The 25,508-nt window shown below is 39.2% G+C and carries 28 protein-coding genes; 14 read left to right on the top strand and 14 right to left on the bottom strand.

The window, feature by feature from the left end; translation table 11 throughout:
* Nucleotides 1-22: 22 nt before the first annotated feature.
* Nucleotides 23-268 carry a FeoA family protein gene (locus AA637_RS04450; protein ID WP_446684064.1) on the bottom strand — a complete coding sequence of 82 codons (246 nt, stop codon included), beginning with the start codon at nt 266-268 and terminating at the stop codon, nt 23-25.
* A gap of 356 nt (nt 269-624) precedes the next feature.
* On the opposite strand from AA637_RS04450, the gene AA637_RS04445 reads away from it, so the two are divergent.
* Nucleotides 625-1,848 (top strand): RNA-guided endonuclease InsQ/TnpB family protein, encoded by a 1,224-nt coding sequence (locus AA637_RS04445; protein ID WP_446684063.1) that lies wholly within the window; start codon nt 625-627, stop codon nt 1,846-1,848.
* Nucleotides 1,849-1,923: 75 nt separating this feature from the next.
* Here AA637_RS04445 and cynS read toward each other — a convergent pair whose 3' ends face one another.
* The 5 genes from cynS to AA637_RS04420 form a co-directional block, all read right to left on the bottom strand.
* Nucleotides 1,924-2,364, bottom strand: a complete 441-nt coding sequence (cynS, locus tag AA637_RS04440) for a cyanase (protein ID WP_446684062.1) — start codon at nt 2,362-2,364, stop codon at nt 1,924-1,926.
* A 91-nt stretch (nt 2,365-2,455) separates the two neighbouring features.
* A complete protein-coding gene (locus AA637_RS04435; RefSeq protein WP_446684061.1) occupies nt 2,456-2,887 on the bottom strand; it encodes a nuclear transport factor 2 family protein in 432 nt (143 codons plus the stop codon).
* 27 nt (nt 2,888-2,914) lie between these two features.
* Entirely contained in the window at nt 2,915-3,784 is an 870-nt protein-coding gene (locus tag AA637_RS04430; RefSeq protein ID WP_446684060.1) for an ABC transporter ATP-binding protein, read from the bottom strand.
* 2 nt (nt 3,785-3,786) lie between these two features.
* Complete coding sequence (ntrB, locus tag AA637_RS04425) at nt 3,787-4,602, bottom strand: nitrate ABC transporter permease (protein ID WP_446684059.1); 816 nt, start codon at nt 4,600-4,602, stop codon at nt 3,787-3,789.
* 203 nt (nt 4,603-4,805) lie between these two features.
* Nucleotides 4,806-6,422 (bottom strand): CmpA/NrtA family ABC transporter substrate-binding protein, encoded by a 1,617-nt coding sequence (locus tag AA637_RS04420; RefSeq protein ID WP_446684058.1) that lies wholly within the window; start codon nt 6,420-6,422, stop codon nt 4,806-4,808.
* 234 nt (nt 6,423-6,656) lie between these two features.
* On the opposite strand from AA637_RS04420, the gene AA637_RS04415 reads away from it, so the two are divergent.
* Nucleotides 6,657-7,778, top strand: a complete 1,122-nt coding sequence (locus AA637_RS04415) for a histidinol-phosphate transaminase (protein ID WP_446684057.1) — start codon at nt 6,657-6,659, stop codon at nt 7,776-7,778.
* A 250-nt stretch (nt 7,779-8,028) separates the two neighbouring features.
* Nucleotides 8,029-10,146, top strand: a complete 2,118-nt coding sequence (locus tag AA637_RS04410; protein WP_446684056.1) for a tetratricopeptide repeat protein — start codon at nt 8,029-8,031, stop codon at nt 10,144-10,146.
* Nucleotides 10,147-10,221: 75 nt separating this feature from the next.
* Here the strand turns inward: AA637_RS04410 and AA637_RS04405 are convergent, their stop codons facing one another.
* A complete protein-coding gene (locus AA637_RS04405) occupies nt 10,222-11,538 on the bottom strand; it encodes a PQQ-dependent sugar dehydrogenase (RefSeq protein WP_446684055.1) in 1,317 nt (438 codons plus the stop codon).
* A gap of 72 nt (nt 11,539-11,610) precedes the next feature.
* Nucleotides 11,611-12,441 (bottom strand): peptidylprolyl isomerase, encoded by an 831-nt coding sequence (locus AA637_RS04400; protein ID WP_446684054.1) that lies wholly within the window; start codon nt 12,439-12,441, stop codon nt 11,611-11,613.
* A 178-nt stretch (nt 12,442-12,619) separates the two neighbouring features.
* Between AA637_RS04400 and AA637_RS04395 the strand changes: the two genes are divergently transcribed.
* Together AA637_RS04395 and AA637_RS04390 are read left to right on the top strand one after the other, a co-directional pair.
* On the top strand, nt 12,620-13,759 hold the full coding sequence (locus AA637_RS04395; protein WP_446684053.1) for an AbrB family transcriptional regulator: 1,140 nt from the start codon (nt 12,620-12,622) through the stop codon (nt 13,757-13,759).
* A 217-nt stretch (nt 13,760-13,976) separates the two neighbouring features.
* Complete coding sequence (locus AA637_RS04390; RefSeq protein WP_446684052.1) at nt 13,977-14,288, top strand: hypothetical protein; 312 nt, start codon at nt 13,977-13,979, stop codon at nt 14,286-14,288.
* Between the two features lie 83 nt (nt 14,289-14,371).
* Here the strand turns inward: AA637_RS04390 and lpxA are convergent, their stop codons facing one another.
* The 3 genes from lpxA to gmk all read right to left on the bottom strand — a co-directional run bounded on the left by lpxA (nt 14,372) and on the right by gmk (nt 16,391).
* Nucleotides 14,372-15,169: an acyl-ACP--UDP-N-acetylglucosamine O-acyltransferase gene (lpxA, locus tag AA637_RS04385; protein ID WP_446684530.1), complete on the bottom strand. Its 798-nt coding sequence runs from the start codon at nt 15,167-15,169 to the stop codon at nt 14,372-14,374.
* Between the two features lie 23 nt (nt 15,170-15,192).
* The gene (gene fabZ / locus AA637_RS04380) at nt 15,193-15,672 is read right to left on the bottom strand and encodes a 3-hydroxyacyl-ACP dehydratase FabZ (protein ID WP_141712674.1); all 480 of its coding nucleotides are present in this window, start codon (nt 15,670-15,672) and stop codon (nt 15,193-15,195) included.
* A 146-nt stretch (nt 15,673-15,818) separates the two neighbouring features.
* A complete protein-coding gene (gmk, locus tag AA637_RS04375) occupies nt 15,819-16,391 on the bottom strand; it encodes a guanylate kinase (protein ID WP_446684051.1) in 573 nt (190 codons plus the stop codon).
* Between the two features lie 220 nt (nt 16,392-16,611).
* Between gmk and rpmB the strand changes: the two genes are divergently transcribed.
* Nucleotides 16,612-16,857 (top strand): 50S ribosomal protein L28, encoded by a 246-nt coding sequence (rpmB, locus tag AA637_RS04370; RefSeq protein WP_069790779.1) that lies wholly within the window; start codon nt 16,612-16,614, stop codon nt 16,855-16,857.
* A 45-nt stretch (nt 16,858-16,902) separates the two neighbouring features.
* On the opposite strand, the gene AA637_RS04365 is transcribed toward rpmB, so the two are convergent.
* Nucleotides 16,903-17,163, bottom strand: coding sequence for a hypothetical protein (locus tag AA637_RS04365; protein ID WP_069790780.1), 261 nt, complete (start codon nt 17,161-17,163; stop codon nt 16,903-16,905).
* A gap of 522 nt (nt 17,164-17,685) precedes the next feature.
* Here AA637_RS04365 and rpmH point away from each other — a divergent pair.
* The 5 genes from rpmH to AA637_RS04340 all read left to right on the top strand — a co-directional run bounded on the left by rpmH (nt 17,686) and on the right by AA637_RS04340 (nt 20,464).
* Nucleotides 17,686-17,823, top strand: a complete 138-nt coding sequence (gene rpmH / locus AA637_RS04360) for a 50S ribosomal protein L34 (RefSeq protein ID WP_069790844.1) — start codon at nt 17,686-17,688, stop codon at nt 17,821-17,823.
* Between the two features lie 51 nt (nt 17,824-17,874).
* A complete protein-coding gene (gene rnpA, locus AA637_RS04355) occupies nt 17,875-18,246 on the top strand; it encodes a ribonuclease P protein component (protein ID WP_446684050.1) in 372 nt (123 codons plus the stop codon).
* On the top strand, nt 18,236-18,628 hold the full coding sequence (locus AA637_RS04350; RefSeq protein ID WP_446684049.1) for a PH domain-containing protein: 393 nt from the start codon (nt 18,236-18,238) through the stop codon (nt 18,626-18,628). Before rnpA ends, AA637_RS04350 begins: the two co-directional genes overlap by 11 nt.
* Nucleotides 18,629-18,814: 186 nt before the next feature.
* Entirely contained in the window at nt 18,815-19,963 is a 1,149-nt protein-coding gene (yidC, locus tag AA637_RS04345) for a membrane protein insertase YidC (RefSeq protein ID WP_446684048.1), read from the top strand.
* Between the two features lie 12 nt (nt 19,964-19,975).
* Nucleotides 19,976-20,464 (top strand): Jag family protein, encoded by a 489-nt coding sequence (locus tag AA637_RS04340; protein ID WP_446684047.1) that lies wholly within the window; start codon nt 19,976-19,978, stop codon nt 20,462-20,464.
* Between the two features lie 32 nt (nt 20,465-20,496).
* On the opposite strand, the gene vapC is transcribed toward AA637_RS04340, so the two are convergent.
* Entirely contained in the window at nt 20,497-20,895 is a 399-nt protein-coding gene (vapC, locus tag AA637_RS04335) for a type II toxin-antitoxin system VapC family toxin (RefSeq protein WP_446684046.1), read from the bottom strand.
* Nucleotides 20,896-20,897: 2 nt separating this feature from the next.
* Nucleotides 20,898-21,089: a type II toxin-antitoxin system VapB family antitoxin gene (locus AA637_RS04330; RefSeq protein ID WP_446684045.1), complete on the bottom strand. Its 192-nt coding sequence runs from the start codon at nt 21,087-21,089 to the stop codon at nt 20,898-20,900.
* 122 nt (nt 21,090-21,211) lie between these two features.
* Here AA637_RS04330 and AA637_RS04325 point away from each other — a divergent pair, with 122 nt between their 5' ends.
* The 3 genes from AA637_RS04325 to AA637_RS04315 all read left to right on the top strand — a co-directional run bounded on the left by AA637_RS04325 (nt 21,212) and on the right by AA637_RS04315 (nt 25,486).
* A complete protein-coding gene (locus AA637_RS04325; protein ID WP_446684044.1) occupies nt 21,212-21,739 on the top strand; it encodes a YceD family protein in 528 nt (175 codons plus the stop codon).
* 241 nt (nt 21,740-21,980) lie between these two features.
* The gene (gene ftsH, locus AA637_RS04320; protein ID WP_446684043.1) at nt 21,981-23,828 is read left to right on the top strand and encodes an ATP-dependent zinc metalloprotease FtsH; all 1,848 of its coding nucleotides are present in this window, start codon (nt 21,981-21,983) and stop codon (nt 23,826-23,828) included.
* Between the two features lie 77 nt (nt 23,829-23,905).
* Entirely contained in the window at nt 23,906-25,486 is a 1,581-nt protein-coding gene (locus tag AA637_RS04315; protein ID WP_446684042.1) for a B12-binding domain-containing radical SAM protein, read from the top strand.
* Nucleotides 25,487-25,508: the final 22 nt, after the last annotated feature.

Here is a 25,508-nt window from a genome sequence, read left to right as displayed (position 1 = left end):
ATAAAAAAGGACTTGGGGCGAATCATGTTATTTTAACCATGATCAGATCTGCTTCTATTCTACGGATAGCAATAACTGTAGTGATTCCCACTTGTACCTGTAATGGGCCTTTGAGCCAAAATTTACGCAGTATTTTAACGGAGGTACCCGCTACCAAACCCATGGCTTGAAGTCTATTTACGAGCAATTTACCGTGGTTTCCTGTAACGATATGATCAACGATCGCCCTTTGCTGGTAATTTAGTGAGGATAAAGGAACAAGATTCATAGAGAAGGAATAGGGATAAATAGTTGATTACTGATTATTATCAATTTTAAAGACTTTTTGCTTGATTAGGAATAACCTCTATTAATCCAGTATGAAAGGCTTTATCATGAGTAATAATAGGAATACCTTCTAATTCCCCTTGAGCCATTAACATTCTATCTTAAGTGTTGTCACAGGACTCCCGTTAAATTTCTCAACAAAAGAAAAGCCCACAGAAATCTTTAGTCCTGACGTAGGAAGGGTCACGGGAGATGGATGACAACCAACAAAGAAAAAGGAACAAACGTGACATCTACACTCTTGCCAAAAACTTGTAGATAGTTTAAAGTTGATGATAAGGTAATTGATTTCAAAGAATGCTAAACCTTTCCTACGAATACAAACTCAGTACAACAAAAATCCAAATCGAGCAAATAGAACATACCCTTGGGGTGTGTCGTTCAATCTGGAATTTTGCACTGAGGGAGAGAATGGATTGGTCAAATTCGAGAAAGTCAAGGATAAATTCTTGTTCAATCCAACGAGAGTACATAATACCTGCGGATACACCCTACCCTAATTATCATGTTCAAGCCAAGGCTCTAACTAAAGCGAGAAAGGAAAACCCTACATTAGCTTCTGTCAATGCACAGGTAGAACAGCAGGTTTTAAGAACCCTGGAGAGAGCTTTTTTAGATCGTGAACGCAAAGGATTAGGGTATCCACGTTTCAAAAAGCATAGTCGGATGAGGTCATTTGTTTTTCCTCAAATGCTTAAAAATTGCATTGACGGGAATAGAATTAAATTACCCCAATTAGGTTGGGTTAAGTTTCGACAATCTCGCCCAATTCCTAATGGTTTCGTGGTAAAACAAGCTCGTATAGTTAGAAAAGCTACAGGATATTTTGTAGTATTGTCATTGCAATCAGATGTGGATATTCCTCAACCATTACCCCATGGTCATCCTAAAGGTATTGATATAGGTTTTATCTCAGCGGTGGTGACATCAGATAATGAATCCATCCCTAGACCTAGATTCTTAAATAAGTATTCACGGGAGTTGAAAAGACTACAACGAATGCTCAAAAAGAAACAAAAAGGGTCTTGTGGATGGAAAAAGTTACAAAAACGTATCGCTCGTTTACATTTTCAGACTACTTGCCATCGCAAAGATTACCATTTTAAACTTTCTCACCACTTAGTGAAGGATGCAGGGATGATATTTGTCGAGGATATAAATTTCCGAATGTGGCAAAGGTCATTCTTGTCAAGGTCTAGTGCTGATTTTGGTTTTGGACAGTTTGTTAATATCTTGGAATGGGTAGCTTTCCGAACAGATACTTACTTTTCCAAAGTAGATCATCGTTTCACAAGCCAAGAGTGTCCTGAATGTGGTGCTAGAACAGGGAAAAAAGACTTAAGGGAACGAGTACACGAATGTCCTGAGTGTGGTTATATCACAGGACGAGATCATGCTTCTGCCCTAGTGGTTAGAAATCGTGGTTTAGACTTAGTGGCGGTCGGACAGCCCGTCCCAAAAAAAGCTAGTAGAGATGGTCGCAACGGGGGCGAGTTTACTCGTCTAGTCACGAATCTGTGAAGCTAGAATCCCCCGTTACACCTGTAAGGTTAGCGGGGGAGTGTCAAATTATTCTACAAATTAATTAAACTTGGTTTACCATTTCTTGTAAGGCAGGAACTTACCACACATAACCACCTGGACGCGATCGCCCTTAGGATCTTCAACCTTCTCCACATCCAGAGTAAAATCGATCGCACTCATGATACCATCCCCAAACTTTTCATGGATTACTTCCTTCATAGGCATCCCATACACCTGCATGATTTCATAAAAACGATAAATCAGAGGATCAGAAGGAATAACAGGATCTAAAGAACCCTTGAGAGGGGGAACAGTCAACTCATCAGCCAATTCTGCAGGTAAACCCAAAGCCTCCACCAACTTTTTAGCCTCAGTCTCATCGGCACTCGCCTGACGATAAATCACCGACGCAATCCAAACCTCATCCCGTCCGATAAGTTTTTCTAACTCAGTAAAACTAACGCCTTTTGCCTTCTTAGCCGCCAATAATTTTTCAGTAATAGGTGCAGTCATTTAATTTTCTCCTTATTTGTTGATTTGTAAATAAATTGTTTCATTGATACTCCCCTCGCCCTCTGGGAGAGGGGTTGGGGGTGAGGGAAATCTAACCCCTTTCCCAAAGGAACTTACGATCCGATTCACTAATAACAAGATCATTGATACTAGCAAATCGATATTGCATTAAGCCATTTTCCGCAAATTCCCACATCTCATTACCATAGGCACGATACCACTGGTTAGATTGATCATGCCATTCATACTCAAACCGCACCGCAATGCGATCGCCCGTAAAAGCCCATAACTCCTTGCGTAAACGATAATCCAACTCCTTCGCCCATTTACGGTACAAAAAAGCCTTAATGTCCTCCCTACCAGACACAAACTCATCACGATTACGCCATTGAGAATCAACAGTGTAAGCCAAAACAACCTTTTCAGGATCCCTTGTATTCCAAGCATCCTCAGCCATTTTGACCTTTTGAGTTGCTGTTTCTAGGGTAAAAGGAGGAAAAGGGGGTTTAGATTCAGTCACCATGATTATTTATGATATTTAACAACTTGATTAAGCAACTCTAGCCTCTTCCACCGCACGGGTTTCTCTGTATAAATGTTCCTCCATGGCCACCTTCAAATCATGGTAGGCAGGATGATCTTCCACCTCAAAACGATTACGAGGACGGGGAAAAGGAACATCCAACACTTGAGCAATTTCCGCCGCAGGCCCTTTGGTCATCATAATAATTTTGTCTGATAGTAACAAAGCCTCATCAATGCTGTGAGTAATCATTATTACCGTTTTACGATGTTCTTCCCAAATTCTCTCAATTTCTTCCTGCAAAAAACCACGAGTAAGGGCATCTAATGCTCCAAAAGGTTCATCCATCAACAAAATCTCAGGATTAATGGCCAAAGCTCTAGCAATCCCAACCCTTTGCCTCATACCTCCCGATAGCTCATGGGGATGTTTTTTCGCGGCGCCCTCAAGGCTTACCAACTGCAAATGCTCCTTAACAATTCTCTTTAAATTGGTCGCAGACATCTTTGGGTAAACTGTTTCTAGGGCAAAACGAATATTTTGCTCCACCGTCATCCAAGGCATGAGAGCATAATTTTGGAATACCATACCACGGTCAGGCCCTGGCCCCTCGATGGGTTCTTTATTCATCATTACCGAGCCAGTGGTGGCGGAAGTCAAACCAGCGATAATACTCAAAAGGGTTGACTTACCACAGCCCGAAGGGCCAATAATACTAACAAAAGTATTATATTCAATGTCGAGATTGATATTTTCTAGGGCGACAAAGGTTTTTTTCTTGGTGCCAAATAGTCCTGTTTTGGTAGAGAATACTTTGGATACTCCCCTTAAACATAATTGGACGCTTTCTGGTGCTTCAAGACAAGTTAAATATTCTGGTTGAGTTGATACAGTCATTATTATTGTTTACCGAAAGAAACGAGTTTTTCAAGGAAAATAAAAATTTGGTCAAGGATTAAACCCACGAAGCCGATAATGATAATGGCAACGATAATGTTGGGTAAATAGAGGTTATTCCATTCACTCCAGATAAAGTAACCTAAGCCAGTACCTAAGAGCATTTCCGCTGCTACGATTACTAGCCAAGAAATACCCATACTAATTCTTAATCCCGAAATAATGTTAGGTAAAGCAGCAGGAATAATCACTTTAAAAATAGTTCGCCAACGGGAAGCCCCCAAAGTTCTGGCTACATCAAGATAATCGGAGTTAACGTTAGTTACCCCAAAAGCTGTATTTACAAGGGTGGGCCAAATACTACTAATTAAGATAATAAAGATACCTGTTTTTTCGGAATCTCGGAATAGATATAAACCCAAAGGCAACCAAGCCAAAGGAGATACAGGTTTTAGTAACTGTACATAAGGATTGAATGCCTTAGCGGCAATTTTAGAAATACCGATTAAAATGCCCAAAGGTACAGCAATAATAGAAGCCATGGTATAACCGATCGCAACTCGTCGTAAACTGGTCAATAAGTTCCAACCAATACCCATATCATTAGGGCCATTGTTAAAAAAAGGATTGGTAATCCACCACCATAACTCTTTTAGGGTTAAAGAAGCGGTGGGCATTCCTTGGGAAAAAAGCTCCATATTTGCTCCAATTTCCCACAATGAGAGGAAAATTCCGAGAGAAATCAGAAATATCCCCAAGGCCCTTATATTCTCACTTTCTAATAATTGTTTAAATTTATTTTCTTGAGTAATATTCATATTTACTGCAATTAGTGTTCTATTTATTGCTAAAACTAGAGGAAAAAATAACTAACTTCAATGGAGGATAATAAATGTGACTGAGTAACAGGCAAAAGGTAAAAGGTAAAAGGCAAAAGATGAATTGTTCATTGTCAATCATTCCCTCCTTATTAAGGCAGAAAGGATAAACTTTACTCTTAAACCATTGCCCATTGCCAGTTTTAAAATCCATACTCATCAATTTGAGCCTGTATGTATTCCTCTGGATTTTGAGGATCAAATTCATCAAAGGCAAGGGTTTCATTGCGGTAAATATCATCAGGGGGAGTTTGTCCCAATTCTTCCGCCAATTCCCTCGCCAAATCGGTTAAAAAGACATCCTGCCCAATTTGGTCATAGTTACCGTCAGCTACCAATTCAGCGGCTAAACCATCCCCAGAAATATCCCAACGGACTAACTGAGAGGTGATCCAATTAGCGAAACTCTGCCAAGGATAAGGATCGAAGTCGATGCGATCGGGGATATTAAAGGTATTGCCTAAACCATCTTCAAAATTACCTGTTAACACCGCTTGCACCACTTCTACGGGTTGATTGAGAAAAGCTCTACCAGAGATTGCCTCGGCAATTTGTACCCTATTTTCCTGTACCCTAGCGTAATCTGTTGCCTCAATAATGGCTTTATTCAAAGCTCGGAAGGTATTAGGATTATCGCTGATCCAAGTGTCACTAGCCGCAAAGGCACAACAGGGATGACCATCCCAAATATCCTTGGTAAGTTTATAGATAAACCCAGCCCCTTCAAAGACGGCTCTTTGGTTAAAGGGATCAGGCATCAAGAAACCATCAATATCCCCTGCTACTAACTGAGCAATACTGTCTGGGGGTGGCACAGGGCGAATGGTAACATCGGTATCAGGGTTAATGCCCCCAGTGGCTAGGTAATATCTAAGCAATAGGTTGTGCATGGAGTAGGGGAAAGGGACACCCAACACAAAGCCCCTAAAGTCTGCTGGCCCGTTGACGTTACCTCTATGTTTTTCGGCGATAGTGATAGCCTGACCATTGATATTTTCTATACTAGCTAGTTTTACCCCAAAGGTAGCTGAACCTAATCCTAAAGTCATGGCAATGGGCATAGGAGCTAACATATGATAAGCGTCTAGTTCCCCTGCGATCGCAGAGTCCCGTACAGCACCCCAACTAGGCATTTTCACAACCTGAGTATTTAGACCGTATTTTTCATAGAAGCCTAAAGGCTCAGACATAATAATGGGGGTCGCACAGGTAATGGGAATAAAGCCCACCCGTAAATCAGTTTTTTCTAAGTCGGACACGTCTGCAGGGGGGGCATCGGGATCAACCACCGTATCACCACCACCATTCCCACAAGCATTTACAAGGGTGACAAGGGCGGCACCAATAGCTACATTTTGTAAAAATTTACGACGACTTACTTCACCATTACGAATGGCATCCCCAAAAAACTGTCCGGCTTTTGGTCCAAAAGCCGCTGAAAAGGCATTATCTAAACCCCCAGCTTGTTTTGCCAATTCCAAAATCAATTTTTCACGCTTGGGACTACCTTTCCCCGCCATTTTCAAAAATAACTCTTTTCTTAATTCTGCTGAACTAAGAGCATCTGCAATATCAAAGGTTTGGGGTTTATATACCCCCATCTTCGTCAAGTCACTAATCATGTCCAAAGGGTCACTGGGCATACTTTCCATAAATTGCCAATGATCTTGACTGGCATGGAATTTACCACATTTGATACAAAGATTTTCTACTCCTCTCCATTCGTCTCGCTGAGATAAAACCGTCTTTGTTAATCCCATGTCTTTTTGTATGAATATATGAACTGAATATGTGCATTAAACGGTTTTTTATTTGGCACCACTGTATTCTTTGATACCTTTATCCCCTTTTTTTACACAATTAATTGCAATTGAAGGATAATTTATACGCAATATTAAAATAAACAAATATATTTATTCCCTACTAAATCTTGGGCAAGGGGTCAACATTCCCTTGTTATAATGTATGTCTATGTGTCTGTTTTTTATAGTTCAATGACCACCAAAAACTTATCTTTTATTCGCCCAGATTTATTGAGTCTTAAGGCTTATCACCCTACACCTATCGATGAGAGCCAAAATTTAGTTCGTTTAGATGCCAATGAAAGCCCTTTAAATTTACCTCCAGAAATTAAGGCAAAGTTAGCTTCTATTTATGATCAAAAAGTAACTACCAATCGTTACCCTGATGGGGGACATTTTAAACTTAAAAATTTGATCGCTGAATATGTGAATGAGTCAGCAAATTTGGCAGGGGAGATTAAAACCAGTCATGTATCGGTGGGAAATGGCTCTGATGAAATTATCCGCTCTATTTTAATCGCTACTTGTTTGAATGGGCAGGGTTCTATTTTGGTGGCGAATCCTACTTTTTCGATGTATGGTATTTTGGCGGAAACTTTGGGGATTCCTGTGGTAACGGTTAACCGTCATGAATCAGATTTTAGTATTAATTTAACGGAAGCTGATGAGGCGATTAATAATCCAACGTCTGCCCCTGTCAAGGTGGTTTTTGTGGTACATCCTAACTCTCCTACCGCTAATGGTCTGACTCAAGGTGAGATTGATTGGTTAAAACAGTTACCTGATGATATTTTGGTGGTGGTAGATGAGGCTTATTATGAGTTTAGTGGACAAACTTTAGTGTCAGAAATTCTCACTCATCCTAATTGGATGGTTACTCGCACTTTTTCTAAGGCTTTTAGGTTAGCGGCTCATCGGGTGGGATATGCGATCGCCCCTAGCCCTATTATTGATATATTAGAAAAAATTAGATTACCCTACAATTTACCTACCTTTACTCAACTAGCCGCCGAAGTTGCGATCGAAAATAGAGATTTAATTTTACCTTCTGTTAAACAAATAATGGAAGAAAAAGAAAGGGTTTATAACCAATTAAAAACCAATGAAAAATTAAAAGTATGGCAAAGTGACTCTAATTTTATCTATTTAAAATCAAATTTTAACCCCTCCCCAGAAAATAATAATACTATTATGAGCCAGTTAAAAGCAAAAAATATTTTAATTAGACATACGGGCGGGGGATTAAGAATTTCCATTGGTACGAAAGAAGAAAACGATCAATTATTGTCTGCAATAAACGCAATAAGTATATAGAAATAATTTACTCTCCCTATCATTAAGTCTCTAGGGGTAGGTAACTGTTTTATCAGGTGCAAAAGTCTCTATTAATTGAGATTCTAAATGGATTGTATATATAGTTATTTAAGTGAGTTTTGAGACAGTTTCACCAGCTAAAATCCCTATTCTATAAATCTTTTATAATCTGGTAGTGTTTCATTTTCATTTAGAGTAACTATAATTATGCCGAAATGCTAAAATCGAATTTTAGCCCCATGGTTGAGCGATGAGTAAGTGCTTTAATTCTGACTGCCTAACGGAAAATTATCCTAGGGATAATACTTGTAAAAATTGTGGATCGAAATTATTACTCAAAAATCGTTACCGTGCCGTCAGAATTATTGGAGAGGGGGGATTTGGTAGAACTTTCTATGGTATTGATGACCAGAAAACAGCGGAATCTAGGTGTATAATTAAGCAGTTTTTGCCCCAAGCTCAAGGTACAAGTAATAAGAAAAAGGCAAAGGCTCTTTTTGCCCAAGAAGCAAGGCAATTGGAAAAATTAGGCACTCATCCACAGATACCGAAGTTTTTTGATTACTTTACCCAAAATGGTCGTCAATATCTATTACAAGAGTTTGTTGATGGGGATAATCTAGCTCAGGAGTTGGCTTCGGAGGGGGTTTTTGATGAGGGAAAAATCCGAGATTTATTACTTAATCTTTTACCTGTATTAAAGTTTGTCCATGAAAATAAAGTTATTCACCGAGATATAAAACCAGAAAATATTATCCGTCGTCGCAGTGATAATCAGTTATTTTTGGTGGATTTTGGAGCGTCAAAGGTGGTGCAAAATGTTGATTTGGCAATAACAAGTACGGTAATTGGTTCTGCTCAATATTCGGCACCAGAACAAACCTTTGGTAAGACAAATTACTATAGTGATTTGTACAGTTTGGGAGTGACTTGTCTTCATCTGATGACTGGGGTTAAGCCTTTTGATTTGTTTGATACGAGGGAAGGGGAGTGGATATGGCGAGATTATTTACTCAATAACCCAATTCAGAATAGTTTGGCGAGGGTGTTGGATAAGTTAGTAGAAGGAGCTAGTAATAAACGTTATCAATGGGTGGATGAGGTATTGGAGGCTTTGAAACAAAAAGAGGCTGAAACTTTAATTTCTCTGGAGGCTAAGTCATCGGCTAATTTATATTTTGAACGGGGTAATCATTATTTGAAGTTGCAGGATTATAAAAATGCGCTAGATTGTTTTGAGAATGTGATACGCATTGATCCTAGTTATGGTTTCGCTTATCAAAGAAGGGATTTTGCTTCGATGCAGTTGGCGAAAATAAGTCGTAAAAATAATTTATCTTTGAGGGTACAAAAAATGTTGCAGTTATCTCCTTTGGTGGTTTCTGGGGCGATCGCCTTTTATGCTTTTTTACCAACTTCTGGGGGGGTGGTTGATTATATCAATCCCATGGAAGTTGAGTCTGTGGAAGTTCCTTCCTCTAATTCCTCGGTGGGTTTAGAAGAAGCTTCAAAATATTATGAATGGGGCAATAGTGCTTATGATCGAGGACGTTATGATGTAGCTATCATTCATTATAATCTGGCTTTGCGTCAAGATCCTACCTATGTGGATGCTTATAATAACCGTGGTATTTCCCATCATGCCTTGGGAGAATATCAAGAGGCGATCGCCGATTATGAACGTATTATGGAATTAGATCCTAGTTACACCAGAGCTTACTACAATCGTGGTAATGCTTATAAATCCCTAGGAGAAGATCAAAAAGCGATCGCCGACTATCTTCAAGCCATAGAGTTAGATCCTACCCATACCAATGCCTATTACAATTTAGGCAATATTTACCGAGAGATAGGAGAAGCACAAAAGGCGATCGCCCAATACGATAAAGTCATTGAAATTGATCCTAACTACAAAAATGCTTACTACAATCGGGGTATTGTTAACTATAGCTTAGAGAATCATGAACAAGCCATAAAAGATAATACCGAAACTTTACGCATTGATAACACCGATACCAACGCTCTGATTAATCGAGGTAACTCCCACTTTACCCTCGGCCATTATCCCCAAGCCATGGCAGACTACAACAGAGCCATAGAATTGAAACCAGATTATCAAATTGCCTACTATAACCGAGGTAACGTTTATCGAGTCTTAGAAAACTATGATTTAGCTATCCAAGACTATCAAAAATCTATCGAATTAAATCCTAATCATCTCGACTCCTATAATAATATGGCTTTGTCCTACGAAAAAATGGGTAATATTGATAGAGCAATAGAAGAGTATCAAAAGGCGATCGCCATTAACCCCAACTATCAACTAGCCATAGACAATCTCAACCGCCTACAAAACAACAACCCTTAAAATTCTGAGCCCTTGTTTATCCCCTTGATGAGGGGAGATGTCCATCAGCACAAAATTTCAGAGAGATTCAGACTGCTACTTACCCACATACTGCACACGATAAATAACATCATTTGCCTCCTCCGTAAATAACAAACTACCATCATCCAAAACCAAAACTCCCACAGGGCGCCCCCACGTCGAAGGATTTGAGGAATCCGTTAAAAATCCCGTCAAGAAATCTTCATAGTAGCCCCTAGGCTCATTATTCTCATCAAAAGGAATAAATGCCAATTTATACCCCGTTGCCTCCCCGCGATTCCAAGAACCCCGAAAAGCCACAAAAGCCCCATTTTGATATTTCTCAGGAAAAGTATCTCCATCATAAAACGCCATTCCCAATGCCGCAGAATGAGATTGAATTAACACCTCTGGCATAATCGTACGACTCACCAAGTCTGGATTAATGCTTTCTCCATTATTATTAGTTTGACGAGGATCTAATAATTCAGGAGTAAAATAACTGTAAGGCCAACCATAAAAACCCCCCTCCTGCACACTGGTAAAATAATCAGGCACCAAGTCATCTCCTAAGCCATCCCTCTCATTAACCGTAGTATATAAACGATTAGTCAAAGGGTGAAAATCTAAGCCCACAGGATTTCGTAAACCAGAAGCAAAGGTTTCTTGATTATTACCATCAAAATCCATCGTTTGAATAGAAGCCCTCGGCAACTCCTCCACATCATTATTAGAACGAGAGCCAATGGAAACATATAATTTATCTTCCATAGGAGATACCATCACATTCCTTGTCCAATGTTGGTTATAACCACCCCCCGGCAAGGTGGCAATTAATTTTCCTTGCCCTTCTAGCTGATTTTGTCCATTATCATAGTCATAACGTCTAACTCCATTATGGTTTCCAAGGAAAAAATAATCATCAGTAAAAGCCATACCAAAAGGAATATCTAAACCATTACCCGAATCAGCAAATACCGATTTTTGATCCGCCACCCTATCATTATTAGTATCCTGTAAGCGAGTAATGCGATTATCCCTTGTTTCTGTTACCAAAACATCTCCTTCTGGGGTTAAATGCAACCAACGAGGATTATTTAGGCCTTCCGCATAAACGTTCACCTCAAAACCTTCTGGCACATTAAAAACACGCTCCGAGGGAATGGGTAAAATTTCGGGTGGTGCTGATGCACTTTCAGTTTCAAAAGGTTCTGGTAATTCTTCTATATCAATAATTATGGGTTCTGGATTAAGAATATTAGTAGAAAGCACGGCAATATTATTATTGCTATTGCTATTATTCTCAGACTGTAAGGCAACCTGTTCTACTTCTTCAAGGTTACAAGCTCCCAGAGTGAGTAAAACTACAGGTAATAAGTATTTTAGTTTCATGATGAATAAAAATAGATCAACTTTTATCCACGATAACTTATCTCCATTTTCAACATTAATAAATCAGCCCTGCTAAGGTTGGGAAGGGTTTGGTTGAATTACTTGACCATTTTGATTATTACCATTCATCGATGGTGATGGCTCATCATCTGGTAGAGAAACAGAAAAATTTTCTAAATGAAATTTAACCTGATTTTGAATTTCTTTATTGAGCCAATTATTAAATAACTCCTCCATTAACCTCCTTGCCACATTCATATCCAATTGGGCGGGGATATATCTTTCTAATCTCAAAATTACTACCCATTCACCAATTCTGACGGGGGCTAAAACTTTCCCTTGTTGTGCTGTCATCAAAAGTTGGGCAATTTGCGGATGGGGTGTCGTTAATTCTACTGGGCCAACTATCCCTCCAGTCTCTGCTTCACTCCCTTGGGAAAACTCCTTGGCAAGCACTGCAAAATCTTGTCCGTCATCTTGGATTCTGAAAAATAACTCTTGGGCTTGTCCTACATTTTTAGTTCTAATGAGGGAATAAATAACCTTATCTAACTCTCTTTTTCTTCTTAGATAATAGGATTCTAATTGAGGTGCAAAAGTTTTTTCTTTGAACTTATCTAACTTGATACCCCTTAAAATTCTTTTTTCTAATTGTTCAAAAGTTAGATAGTTTCTTTCTAGCCATACTTTTAATTGTTGCTTATCGTTAGGAGGAATTTTCATTTGATTGAAAAACTGTTGATAAGCTATATTTTTTTCCTCTGGGGTACATTCAATATCGGCGATCGCACTGTCTAAAATAATCTCCGTGGCTAAAGGAATAATAATTTGCTTCTGAGCCAAAATAGAAAATACATTTTCTTCAGTTACTTTGTAATCACCAATTTCGATATAAGAACCCATAACCATTTTTAAAACTAATTTACCCTTATCAATACTACAATAACTTGACCTTTTCTCTTGATGGGTTATTATCGCAAAATTTTAGGGTAAAAAAATGGGCAAATTTTCTTAACCTAAAGTTAATATTTGTAATTTCTTAACCTAAAATTAATATAGGTTCGATTATCCACACCACGAAATGACAAAAACTCTCACCATTGATAATGGGGAAATTTTCGCTCTTTGCAGTTTATTTTTATTGGCGTTAATATTTTCTTTTATCTTTGACTATCTCCATTTTCCCGTAGCTTGGTTTTTAGTACCCTTATTAGTAGCTATTATTTTTTCCATTGTCAAAGGCAAAATAGAATCGTTTCCCCATTCTGTGGGAGTAGTAGGGCAAGGAATGATTGCGGTAGTAACGGCGAGTCATTTTTCCTTAGATAGTTTAATCAACGCCCAAAACTATTTATTTCCGCTCTTAGGAGCAATTTTTATCACAGGAATATTTAGTTTATTAAACGGCTTTTTACTGTGCAAAATCGCCAAAATAGATCCTTGCTCTAGCTTTTTGGGTTCAATTCCGGGGGCAGGTTCAAGTTTGGTAGCCATGAGTGAAGAAATGGGAGCAGATGCGATCGCCGTTACCGTATTACAATATGTCAGAATTTTATTAGTATCGTTGATAGTACCCAACATTGTCGCCCTCTACTTCTCTACCCCGATTTTAGCTACCCCCATCGTAGAATCATGCAACCCCGAACTTTGTTTTACCCCTACCAATAATTTACTTATTACCGCCGACTTACCAACCTCCCTTCTAACCGCTATTCTCAAAACCCTACTAATTATTGGCACCGTCACCATCGCCATTCAAGTCGGCAAACTTATCAAACTGCCATCCAACCTTTTTCTTGCTCCCTTTTTCAGTTGTCTCCTCCTATTTTGGTTTATCCCCACCACCATTCCCCCCACAATATTTAGTATCGGCTTATTTTTCCTTGGCTTATCTACGGGGGTAAAGTTTGACCTAAAAATAATCAACAAACTACTAAAAGCAGTGTTAGTTGAGACAGTGTTAGTAATTTTATTAATTATAATCTGCTTTATTATTGGTTACGAATTCCATCAAATCACAGGACTAGACTTGATGAGTTGCTTATTAGGCACTACCCCAGGGGGTTTAAATACCATGACAGCCACCGCCCTAGAGTTAGGAGGAGATTCGGGGATGGTTTTGACTATGCAAATGATTCGGATGTTTTTTATTCTTACTCTTTCCCCTTTCTTTGCGGGAACTATTTTACAAATGGATTACCCCCACCATGAAGGTAATTGATACTAAATCTTGTTTCAATAATATAATAATTAGGATGGGGAACGGGGAATAGGCAACAGATAGTAATTGTTTATTGTCAATTGTTACACGGTGAACAATAGTAAACTTTACTAATAATCGGATTTGGTAGAATACAACCTTTGTTAATTTTGGTTGAACGGAGATGAACTTAAGTTAAATTTTGAGTATCAAAGGAAATTTAATACTAAAAGAATCGATGAAATACTTTTTTTTAACTGAGGGTTGGCGTTATGATCGAGTGTGGCAAAGGGGAGGTTTATGGGATGCTATCACTTGGCGTCGCCCTCCTCATATTAGCTGTCTAAGAATTGGTATCGAAGAAAATGAAGAGGTTTTATGGCTTTATGAAGTGGAGGATGCTGTTTTGATGATTGAAGTAAAACCTTCTACTCCTACCGCTAAAAAAAATAGTAGTGTTGGTCAGGTGGTGTTAAAAAGATTAATTGATTCTACTCAGGTAATTGATGCCCTTGTGGGTGCCAAAAAAGTCGTCAATGAAAATAGTTAGGGTGCGCTGAGAAACTTGTTTCGTAAAGGTTAGGAATGGGGAATGGACAATTATTGTTTTGATTATCCATTCTCAATTATCATTTATTTTTTGTTACCAGGAATAGGGCCTCTGCGGGATGAATCGGTACTAGAAGTAACCATAAAATCATAGAGGGTTTTGATTTTGTCGTTGACTGCCATAGAGGATAATTTTTCTAGGGCATGGGTAAGGGTTAATCCTGAGCGATAGAGGATGCGATAAGCCTCTTTTAGTTCTTTAATTTCTTCTGGAGTGAAGTTATTTCTCTTGAGGGCGACACTATTTAAGGCTCTCACCCTTGAGGGGTTTCCTTCTACTAACATAAATGGTGGTACGTCCCTTTCAATGCGACTCATACCCCCCAACATTGCCATGGTGCCGATGTGGACGAACTGATGGACTCCTAACATACCACCAATTACGGCTTTAGAATCAACCTGTACATGACCAGCTAAACTGACGGAGTTGGCAATGACAACCCTATCTTTGATGATGCAATTATGGGCAACATGAACGTAAGCCATCAATAAGTTATCGTTACCGATGATGGTGTATTCTCCTTCGGCGGTGGCTCGGTTTAGGGTAACAAATTCACGGATTAAGTTGCGATCGCCTATTTTTAACCCTGTCTTAGCTCCTTTATACTTCAAATCTTGGGGATCTAAACCAATGGCGGCTCCTGGATAAATTTTATTATCAGCACCAATTTCCGTGTCGCCATAGATAACGACATTGGCACCGATAATGGTATTTGCTCCAATTTTTACCCCCGCCCCAATCACGGCATTAGGTTCAACGGTGACGGTAGAATCTAATTCTGCCTTTTTATCAATAATCGCTGTAGGATGTATCACGGTTATTTAAAATTGTATTAACGATTAAATTAGTCGAGCAAAGAAAATAACATTTCAGCCCTCACGGCTAGTTGTCCATCAACCAAACCTTGCCCTTGCATTTTAGCAATACGATTACGTTTGAAAGATAATAGTTCCACGGTCATAATTAATTGATCTCCTGGTACTACGGGGCGACGAAAACGCACTTTATCAATGCCCCCAAAGGCGAAAAATTTGCCTTTCATCCCGGGTAACAGGGTAAGAATGACTCCCCCCACCTGAGCCATGGCTTCTATTTGTAATACTCCTGGCATTAGGGGTTTACTGGGTATATGTCCGGGAAAGTAGGGTTCATTGATGGTCACATTTTTTAGACCTACGGCTTTTTCACCCGGTACATAGTCTATGATGCGATCGACTAGCGCAAAGGGATAACGGTGGGGTAATAGCTCTTGGATTTCTTCAACGGTGAAGGTTGTTTGTATTTCTTGTGCTGGATTGGTTTCTGGGGTAGCGGTATTTTCCATCAACTTTTTTTGTCTATTTTCATCAACAATACTTTTTTATTAGGGATGTATCCTAATAAACCCACATAAGAATATCACGATTTTGTCTTTAATTAACAGGTGTTGTGTTCTATGGGGAAAGATTTTGGATTAGGATGGTTTTTCGGTTAACTTACTTCTTGTTTACCAAAGATAATATTTTCTAACTGGGCGATCGCACTTTCTAACTGATCATTAACAATTTTATAATCAAATTCATCTTGGGCAGCAATTTCTTCTTTTGCCCGTGCCAAACGCTTTTTAATGGCTTCCTCGGCATCGTTACCCCTACCCCGCAATCTCCTTTCTAGTTCTTCTTCTGAGGGGGGTAAAATAAAGATCAATTGGGACTGCTCAAAATTTTCTTTTACCTGTCTTGCCCCTAATAGCTCGATTTCAAGGATAACGGTTTTACCTTGGTTAATTTGCTCTACTACGGCTTGTTTGGGAGTACCATAATAATTTCCTGCATACTGCGCCCATTCGAGTAAGTTTTCCTCCTCAATCATGGATTCAAATTGAGCGGTGGTCAAAAAATAGTAATCTTTGCCATCTACTTCCCCCGTACGAGGTTGGCGAGTGGTGGCTGAAATAGACACAAATAGCTGTGTATGGGCGCTTAGGAGCGATCGCACCAAGGTTCCCTTACCTACCCCGCTAGGCCCTGTAATTACAAATAATTTTCCCTGATTTTTTGACATAAATAAAAATAGCTAAGAATGTAGAATTTAGAATTTGTTTTACTGATTTTTGATTGACTATGAGAATTTTTTTGTTCTTTGTCACCCGATTTAAAACAAAAATTCATTTTATATGAATAACCTGCCCTGAGGAAATAAACTTGCAGATTTAATCAACATCCTAGTACAATTAAAGGTTGCTGACTAAATTTTAGAATAATTATATATAGGAGATAAACTTATGGCTCGTGTATGTCAATTGACAGGAAGAAGAGCAAACAACGGCTTCTCAATTTCCCACTCCCACCGTCGTACCAAAAGATTACAACACGTTAACTTACAAGACAAAAGAATTTGGTGGGCAGAAGGCGAGAGCTTTGTAAAACTACGTCTTTCTACCAAGGCAATCAAAACCTTAGACACCAAAAGTGTTGGTCAAATGGCTAGGGAAGCAGGAATCGATCTTAATAAGTATAAATGTTCCTAGTTCTTCTTGTTCCTAAGAGTTGAACTATGGTTGGTAAGTGTTGTTTTATTCGGCAAAATTGCGATCGACACTGCCAAAAAATACTGGTTCAACTCTTATTCCTACCACTTCAGAAGGACGAATCACCATATATTCTCCCTGAATGTTTTTGATGGGTACGTTAATAAAATCCTGTGAAGCTGATTTAGGTACTAACTCTCCACTGTACCACTTCTGAAAATCTTGTATGGTGTTAAACTTTACTTCTTCCCTGTGTCCGCTACTGAGCAATAGATGAACACTATATTCGTCGGGTTTTCTTGCCATAATCTAGCCTTCCTGAATAAATTTGAGGTGAACGACACCTGATAATAATATTTTCTTTCCATCCCTCATTTTCAAGGCTTAGGCAGTAATTGTCAATTAGTTTTTATCTTGTTAGGGTAAAAGGTAATAACCATGGCTGAATTTTAAATATCTGACGTTATGTACTCATTTATAAGTTAAGTTTTATCTGTAAATTTTAACAAGGGGCGCGAGGCTCCTTACCCAACTCCTAGCCCCTTACCCAGCACGTGTATAAACACAATATGAACATCCTACGTTTTTACCATCTTAAACTAATTATATTTTTGCGTAACATCAGTTAAATATGATACTTAATTCGTTAAGTTGAAATAAACATTGGTTAATCATGATATGAAATATAGAAATTAAGACATCAAAATATCATCACTGTTCCCCGTTCCCTTTTCCAGCCATAATTAGATTGTCTATGGACGGGAAATAGCATTGTGTCTTATAATGAAAGATGCTGTTTTTTTTACAAAAGATTACAAGGAGGAAAAATTGAGTAAGCATACTTTAAACGGAACTAGACGTAAACAAAAAAGAACTTCAGGTTTTCGCGCCCGTATGAGAACCAAAGATGGACGTAAAGTGATTCAAGCACGTCGTAGTAAAGGAAGACAGAGATTAGCTGTATAAGACAATTGATTCTTTTTTTACCCGTCCAATTTATTTATCCTCTAAATTCAAGTGGGATTATCGTCACGACATCGACTTAAAAAGCGGTCGGATTTTCAAACTGTTTATCAGCATGGTATTCGCCGCTATAGTCGTCATCTAATTATTCGGGCATTGCCCATCATGGTTTCAGACTCATTGGTATGTCCTATTTCTACAAAGCTAGGGATTTCCATTAGTCGTAAAGTTAGTAAAAAAGCCGTAGTGCGCAACCGCATCAAAAGACAGATAAAATCTGCCTTCAGATCTTTACTTCCTGAAATTTCTTCTAACTGGCTAATCGTAATTACAGTTAAATCTGATGCCAGGGAATGCAATTATGAGCATTTTTTGAGAGAATTGAAAGAGTTACTAATTAAAACAGAAATTATCTATGGGAATTAAAGAAGAAGTTTATTATGAAGGCGGTCCCCACGTGGGAGATCTGATTTTTAATGTGTTATTGGCTTTTACGGTTATTTGTTTACCTTTGACTGTGGGAGCGATCGCCCGGGCTATATGGTTACGTTATCGTATTACTGACCGTCGTATTTCTGTTACTGGGGGATGGCAAGGGCGCGATCGCACCGATATTATTTATTCTGAAGTAATCAAAGTAGTAAAAATCCCTAGAGGTTTAGGTCTTTGGGGTGATATTGTCGTAACTATTAAAGATGGAAGTCGTTTAGAATTACGCGCTATGCCTGATTTCAGAAACGTTTCTGATTATATCGCTCAAAAAGCGGCCGATAAAACTGGTAGATCCTTAGAGGCGATCGCACCTTAGATAATTGAAAATGGATAATTGAGAATGGATAATATTATTCTTTATCTATGGGATGACTTACCGATGCGACGAAAAAGTTTAGATCAATTTCAATAATCAATTATTAACTATCAATTATCCATTAATTTGTCAATTGTTCATCGTACACTGTAAATTATTAGCATATAGTAAGGAAATAAAATAAAAATGGATTTTGGTATAGGTTTTATATCAACAAACATCATGTTGCCAATCCTAGATTTTTTCTACGGGATTGTGCCAAGCTATGGTTTTGGAATTATCGCTCTTACCCTCGTGGTACGTCTAGGGGTGTACCCCCTCAGTGCAGGGCAAATTCGCAACATGAGAAAAATGCGCATCACCCAACCCCTGATGAAGCAGAAACAAGACGAAGTTAGGAAAAAATATAAAGATAATCCCCAAAAACAACAGGAAGAAATGGGGAAAATTATGCAAGAGTTTGGTAATCCCCTCGCTGGATGTTTACCCCTTTTGTTACAAATGCCCATCCTATTTGCCCTTTTTGCTACCCTCAGAGGATCACCTTTTGCCAATATCAACTACAACGTTGATGTGCAGATTTTCCCCCAAGAGCAAGTGGAGCGCATTGTACCCCAGTCCTATAGCACCAAAGCTCAGAATGTCTTTGTCAGTGATGGAGTACATAACAAAATTGCCGCTATCATTCCCGCGGGTAATAAATTGGTAGTGGGTGAAACCGAGAAAGTAGAATTTCAAACCCCCGAAGGTAAATCTCTCCAAGAATTATTAACTCAATATCCTAATGGTGAAGACATTTCACCCCGTTGGGAAGTTACCAAAGGACAAGAAAGAGTTTCCATTGATGAAAATGGAAATATTACAGCCCTAGCCACAGGAGATGCCACCATTCAGGCAAGTTTACCCGGTATCGCTGCAGACAAGGGCTTTTTGTTCATTGAAGCCTTGGGACGCATTGGAGTTACTGGAGAAAACGGTAAAATCCACTGGGATATTTTGGGGATGATTATCTTTTTTGGGGTGAGTATTTATCTCAACCAAGAATTGTCTGGCGCAGCGCAGCCTAACACTGGAAATGATCAACAAAAAAATATTAACAAGATTACTCCCGTTATTTTTTCGGGGATGTTTCTATTTTTCCCTCTTCCTGCGGGGGTGTTGATGTATATTGTTTTGGCTAACGTTTTTCAAACTATCCAAACTCTGATTTTGATGCGTGAACCTTTGCCAGAGAATATCCAAAAAATTCTCGATGATCAAATTAAGGCAACCAAAGGCAGGGAAGCAATTCCTTTTGAGAAAAAGAGTAAAAAGAAAGAGAAAACTTCAGGTTAAATAATACAGATTATGGATGAACAAGTCCAACGGGGCAAACAGTGGTTGGAAATTCTACTTAAGTTGATGAATATTCCTGCGGATGTGCAACTGGGTAGGGTGGAGGAAAATGACAAACAGGGGGTTTCCTGTTGGTTAACCATTGATGAGGCTAATCTTGATCAAGGTCAGATTAACGCTTTGGTGGGTAAGAAAGGGGATACTATCGATGCGGTTCAATATTTGGCTAATTCTTTATTAAATATTGGTTTGGGTGATACTGCTCCTTGTTTTTTTACTGTGGAGTTGAATGGCTATCGCATTCGTCGTCAAGCGGAATTAGTGGCGATCGCCCAAAGTGCTGCTGCTAGAGTCAGAGACACCGGCACCCCAGAGGAAATTAAATATTTATCCTCCGTAGAAAGGCGACAAATCCACAGTATTCTCGAATCTTCTGATGATTTAACCACCGAAAGTCAGGGTAATGAACCTGAACGGCGATTAATTGTCAAATTACGTTAGATTGTTTTAAGACGGGCTTTTTGCCCGTTTTTTTATTGATCAAAAACAAAAGTTTTTAGAGGGCAAATTTTTTTGATAGTTTCAAAATCCTTATCATTGTGGATTAAAATTAGGTCATGACGAAGAGCTAATTGAGCAATATAACAGTCAACAATACTTCTTACGGTGAGTCCTTTACGTCTTAATTCATAAAAAATTCGAGCGGAATGAACAAAGTTATCAGGATTTTCCAAAATATAGTCTTGTTGACAAAGATAAAGTTTTAATAGTTGCCATTCTTGTTCGTTTTTTGCCCCCTGTAATAATTCCATTTGCGTAAAATGGGTTAAAAAAATCGCCTCATCTTGGATATGATTTTCTAATTTCGTCTTTAATATATTACTTTTATCTCTAAAAATATTTACTAATGTAGAAGTATCAATTAAATACATTTTTATCTAAATTCTTTATAGTTATAGTCCTCCACAAAATCAATTTTTCCACTAAGATCTAATAAATTTAACTTTTTTTTATTCCGAATTAATTCTTTTAAAGCCAAATTCACTAACTCTTTTTTTGTTCTAACATTGGTCAAACTAAACGCTTCTTCAACCAATTTATCATCGAGATCAATGTTTGTTCTCATGGTTTTAATAGATTATGTGTAATTATATGTGTGTTATACACTGTTTATTGCACTAAAAAACCATAAAATAAAGTGACAATAGCTCTTTAACTGTAAAGAATTAACCCAAATCTGCTAAATTAATGATTGATGAATCAATGACGGTTAAAAGGATGGAAAGAATATATATTCCCCAATTGCTAAAGATGCCCCAGCAAATGGATAAGTTTACCTTTAAGGAAAATATTAAGGGTTTTAAGACCTTAACCCCTATCAAAGGTAGTTTGGCCGTTTATCATCGGGGTGGTTTTTTAGAGGTAGAGTTAACCGCTGATACTATTTTGACCCTAAAGTGCGATCGCTGCCTAAAAACCTTTAACCATCGCCTCGAAGTAGATACATCAGAAATTATCTGGCTCAGTGATCGATTTGAAGATCCCGATAACTTACCCCTAGAAAGGGAAATATCAGGAGATGATTTATGTGAAAGTCTGCCTCCAGATGGGTATTTTGAGGTGCAAGAATGGGTTTATGAGCAACTATCCTTAGCTTTACCCCTAAGACAAGTCTGTAACAACGAAGATTGTGAACCCCCAACCATTCATGAGAGTGCCACCATTACCGACAGTCGTTGGGCAGCCCTTACCGCTCTCAAGTCATTAGGTCAATGAAATAGTCTATGGGAGTAGGTTAGGTTGAGATCTAAAATCCACCATTAATCAAAATTGTAGTTAGAGGTTGTTTTAGTGATGATACGAAACATTGTTCAACCACCATCAGCATTTAATTTTCAAAATAGGCTTACCTATTCCCTATTTTCCTTCTTGTCATAAGACTTTTTGGCAACATCTTATAATGAAAGTAGTCATTTTAATTTACCAGCGCACTGAGCCTTATATATAAAAAATAGAAATGTTAAATAATAATTCCCGTAAAAGAAAAAAATCTAATCGAGTCCTTACCCTAATCATTAGTAGTCTTTTGTGGGGGCAAACCCTCGTCACAGGGGCAGGAGTTGCTGTGGCACAAAATCGAGAGGAAAATCAACAGTTTAGTTATAGTGAACTACTCACAAGAATTGATGCAGGGGAGGTTGAGAGAATCCAAATAGATCCAGAAACCAATGTGGCAAGGGTTTTTTTAGCAGGGGGAGAGGAAGATAACCCTGAAATTGTTTATTTATTTAATGATAATCGTGAGTTAATTAGTCTCATCAGAGACAAAGACATTGATTTTGCGGTGCAGTCTTCAGGGGCTTCTGCTTCGGCGGTTATAAGTAGTGTACAGTTGGCATTATTGTTATTTTTAATCATTGGTCTATTCGTCTTAATTCGTAAATCAGCCAATTCGGCGGCGGGAGCCATGAGTTTTGGTAAGTCCAAGGCCAAATTTCAGATGGAATCTCAGACGGGGGTTGAGTTTAGGGATGTAGCAGGGGTTGAGGAAGCCAAGGAAGAATTACAAGAGGTGGTAACTTTCCTTAAAACCCCCGATAAATTTACAGCTATTGGGGCAAGGATTCCGAGGGGTTTATTGTTGGTAGGGCCCCCTGGCACAGGTAAAACTTTGTTGGCAAAGGCGATCGCAGGGGAGGCTGAAGTACCGTTTTTTAGTATTTCTGGCTCAGAATTTGTGGAGATGTTTGTGGGAGTTGGAGCTTCAAGGGTAAGAGATTTGTTCCGTAAAGCCAAGGAAAACGCCCCTTGTTTGGTGTTCATCGATGAAATTGATGCGGTGGGCAGACAGCGTGGCAGTGGCATTGGTGGGGGTAATGATGAGCGAGAGCAAACCCTTAATCAATTGTTGACAGAAATGGATGGTTTTGAGGGCAATTCAGGGATTATCGTTATCGCTGCTACTAATCGCCCTGATGTTCTGGATAGTGCTTTGTTACGTCCAGGACGTTTTGATCGTCAGGTGATTGTGGATTATCCTGATTTAGAAGGACGTTTAGGTATTTTAGATGTCCACGCCGCTGATAAGAAAGTTAATGAAGAAGTAGATTTAAAGGCGATCGCCCAGCGCACCCCTGGATTTTCTGGGGCAGATCTTGCCAACCTACTCAATGAAGCGGCCATCCTTACCGCCCGTAAACGCAAAGACTCCATTACCATGGCAGAAATAGATCAAGCCATCGACCGAGTGATTGCAGGGATGGAAGGGACCCCCCTTGTGGATAGCAAAAGTAAACGATTAATCGCTTACCATGAAGTCGGACACGCCGTAGTCGCCACCCTCACCCCTGGCCATGATCCCGTAGAAAAAATTACCCTCATTCCCCGAGGACAAGCCAGAGGCTTAACTTGGTTTACCCCCGATGAAGAGCAGGGCTTGGTATCCCGTAGTCAATTATTTGCTCGTATTACGGGTTTATTGGGGGGTAGAGCTGCCGAAGAAATGATCTTTGGGGAAGATGAAGTAACCACAGGAGCGAGTAATGATATTGAGCGTGTCACCAGTTTAGCTCGTCAAATTGTCACTAAATTTGGGATGTCTGATTTAGGACCCATTGCCCTTGAGGGGGATGAACAACCCGTTTTCCTCGGCAATGACTCTATGAGTCGTACGGAATATTCTCAGGACATAGCCCAAAAAATTGACTTACAAATTAGAGCGATTGTGAATCAGTGTCATGAAAATGCTAAAAATATTATTAATGAATATCGCCCCGCCATTGATTATTTAGTAGATCTTTTAATTGAGAATGAAACCCTTGACCGTCAAACCTTTGAAAAGGCTTTAGGGGTTCACGGGAAATAATTAACTTTCCAATCCTGACAATATGAGTTAGATTTGAGATCAATAATAAATATAAATAATATCTAACCCCATATAAAATGAAAGCTCTTTTAGTTTATCCAATTTTTCCGCCGACTTTTTGGTCTTACGAGAAAATCTTAGAATTAGTTAATCGCAAGGTTTTATTGCCTCCTTTGGGCTTAGTGACCGTGGCAGGCATACTACCTCAAGAATGGGAATTTAAGCTGGTAGATCGCAATATTAGAGCGGTTAGAGAAGAAGAATGGGCATGGGCTGATGTGGTCATCATGTCAGCGATGATTGTTCAAAAAGAGGATTTAATTGACCAAATTAAGGAAGCAAAAAGTCGGGGTAAATTAGTGGCGGTAGGGGGACCTTATCCTACCTCCGTGCCCCATGAGTTAGAGGAAGCGGGAGCAGACTTTTTTGTTTTGGATGAAGGGGAAATCACTTTACCGATGTTTGTAGAGGCGATCGAGAAAGGTGAAACTTCTGGAGTATTTCGTACCACAGAAAAACCTGATGTGTCTTATACCCCGATTCCTCGTTTCGATTTGTTGGAATTGGATGCCTATGATTCCATGTCGGTGCAATTTTCGAGGGGTTGTCCTTTCCAGTGTGAATTTTGCGATATTATCGTTCTTTATGGTCGTAAGCCACGGACAAAAACCCCTGAGCAGTTATTAAAAGAGTTGGACTATCTCTATGAGTTGGGCTGGCGCCGTAGTGTGTTTATGGTGGATGATAATTTCATCGGCAATAAGCGTAATGTGAAGTTGTTGTTAAAAGCTCTCAAGGAATGGCAACAGGAGCATCAATATCCTTTCCGCTTCAATACGGAGGCTTCGGTGGATTTGGCGGATGATCCTGAATTGATGGAGTTGATGGTGGACTGTTATTTTGATGCGGTATTCTTGGGCATAGAAACCCCAGACGAGGATAGTTTAGCCATGACTAAGAAGTTTCAAAATACCCGTAGTTCGTTGACTGATGCGGTAGATAAAATTATTCGCACTGGATTACGTCCTATGGCTGGTTTTATTATTGGTTTTGATGGGGAAGAAAAGGGTGCGGGCGATCGCATTGTGCGCTTTGCCGAACAAGTAGGCATTCCCACTACCACCTTCGCCATGTTACAAGCATTACCCAACACCGCTTTATGGCATCGTTTGGAGAAAGAAGGACGCTTAGGGGCAGGAAAGTATGGCAACATTAACCAGACTACCCTCATGAATTTTGTACCCACTCGCCCCGTGGAGGACATTGCCAATGAATATGTAGATGCTTTTTGGCGACTTTATGATCCCCATGCTTACCTAGATAGGACTTATCGTTGTTTTCTGAAGTTAGGCGCCCCCAAGGCTCATCCCCCTGCAAAACTACCTACCCTCGTCGATCTAAAGGCCTTGGCGATCGTTATATGGCGCCAAGGAATAAAAAGAGATACCCGTTGGAAGTTTTGGCACCACCTCTTTAGTATTATCAAAAATAATCCGGGAGTATGGGAGCATTATCTGACTCTGTGCGCCCACAATGAGCATTTCTTGGAATATAGAGAAATCGTGAAAAATGATATTAATGTCCAGTTAGAAGAATATTTAGGTAATTATCCTTCCTCTGATGATGTTGTCAATGATGAACAACAATTGGTAGCCTAATCAAACATAAAAAAAGTGTTCC

Source organism: Cyanobacterium sp. HL-69 (assembly GCA_002813895.1).
Classification (GTDB): Bacteria; Cyanobacteriota; Cyanobacteriia; order Cyanobacteriales; family Cyanobacteriaceae; genus Cyanobacterium.
The sequence above is the reverse complement of the archived record's forward strand: the minus strand, read 5'-3'. Positions and strand labels throughout refer to the sequence as shown.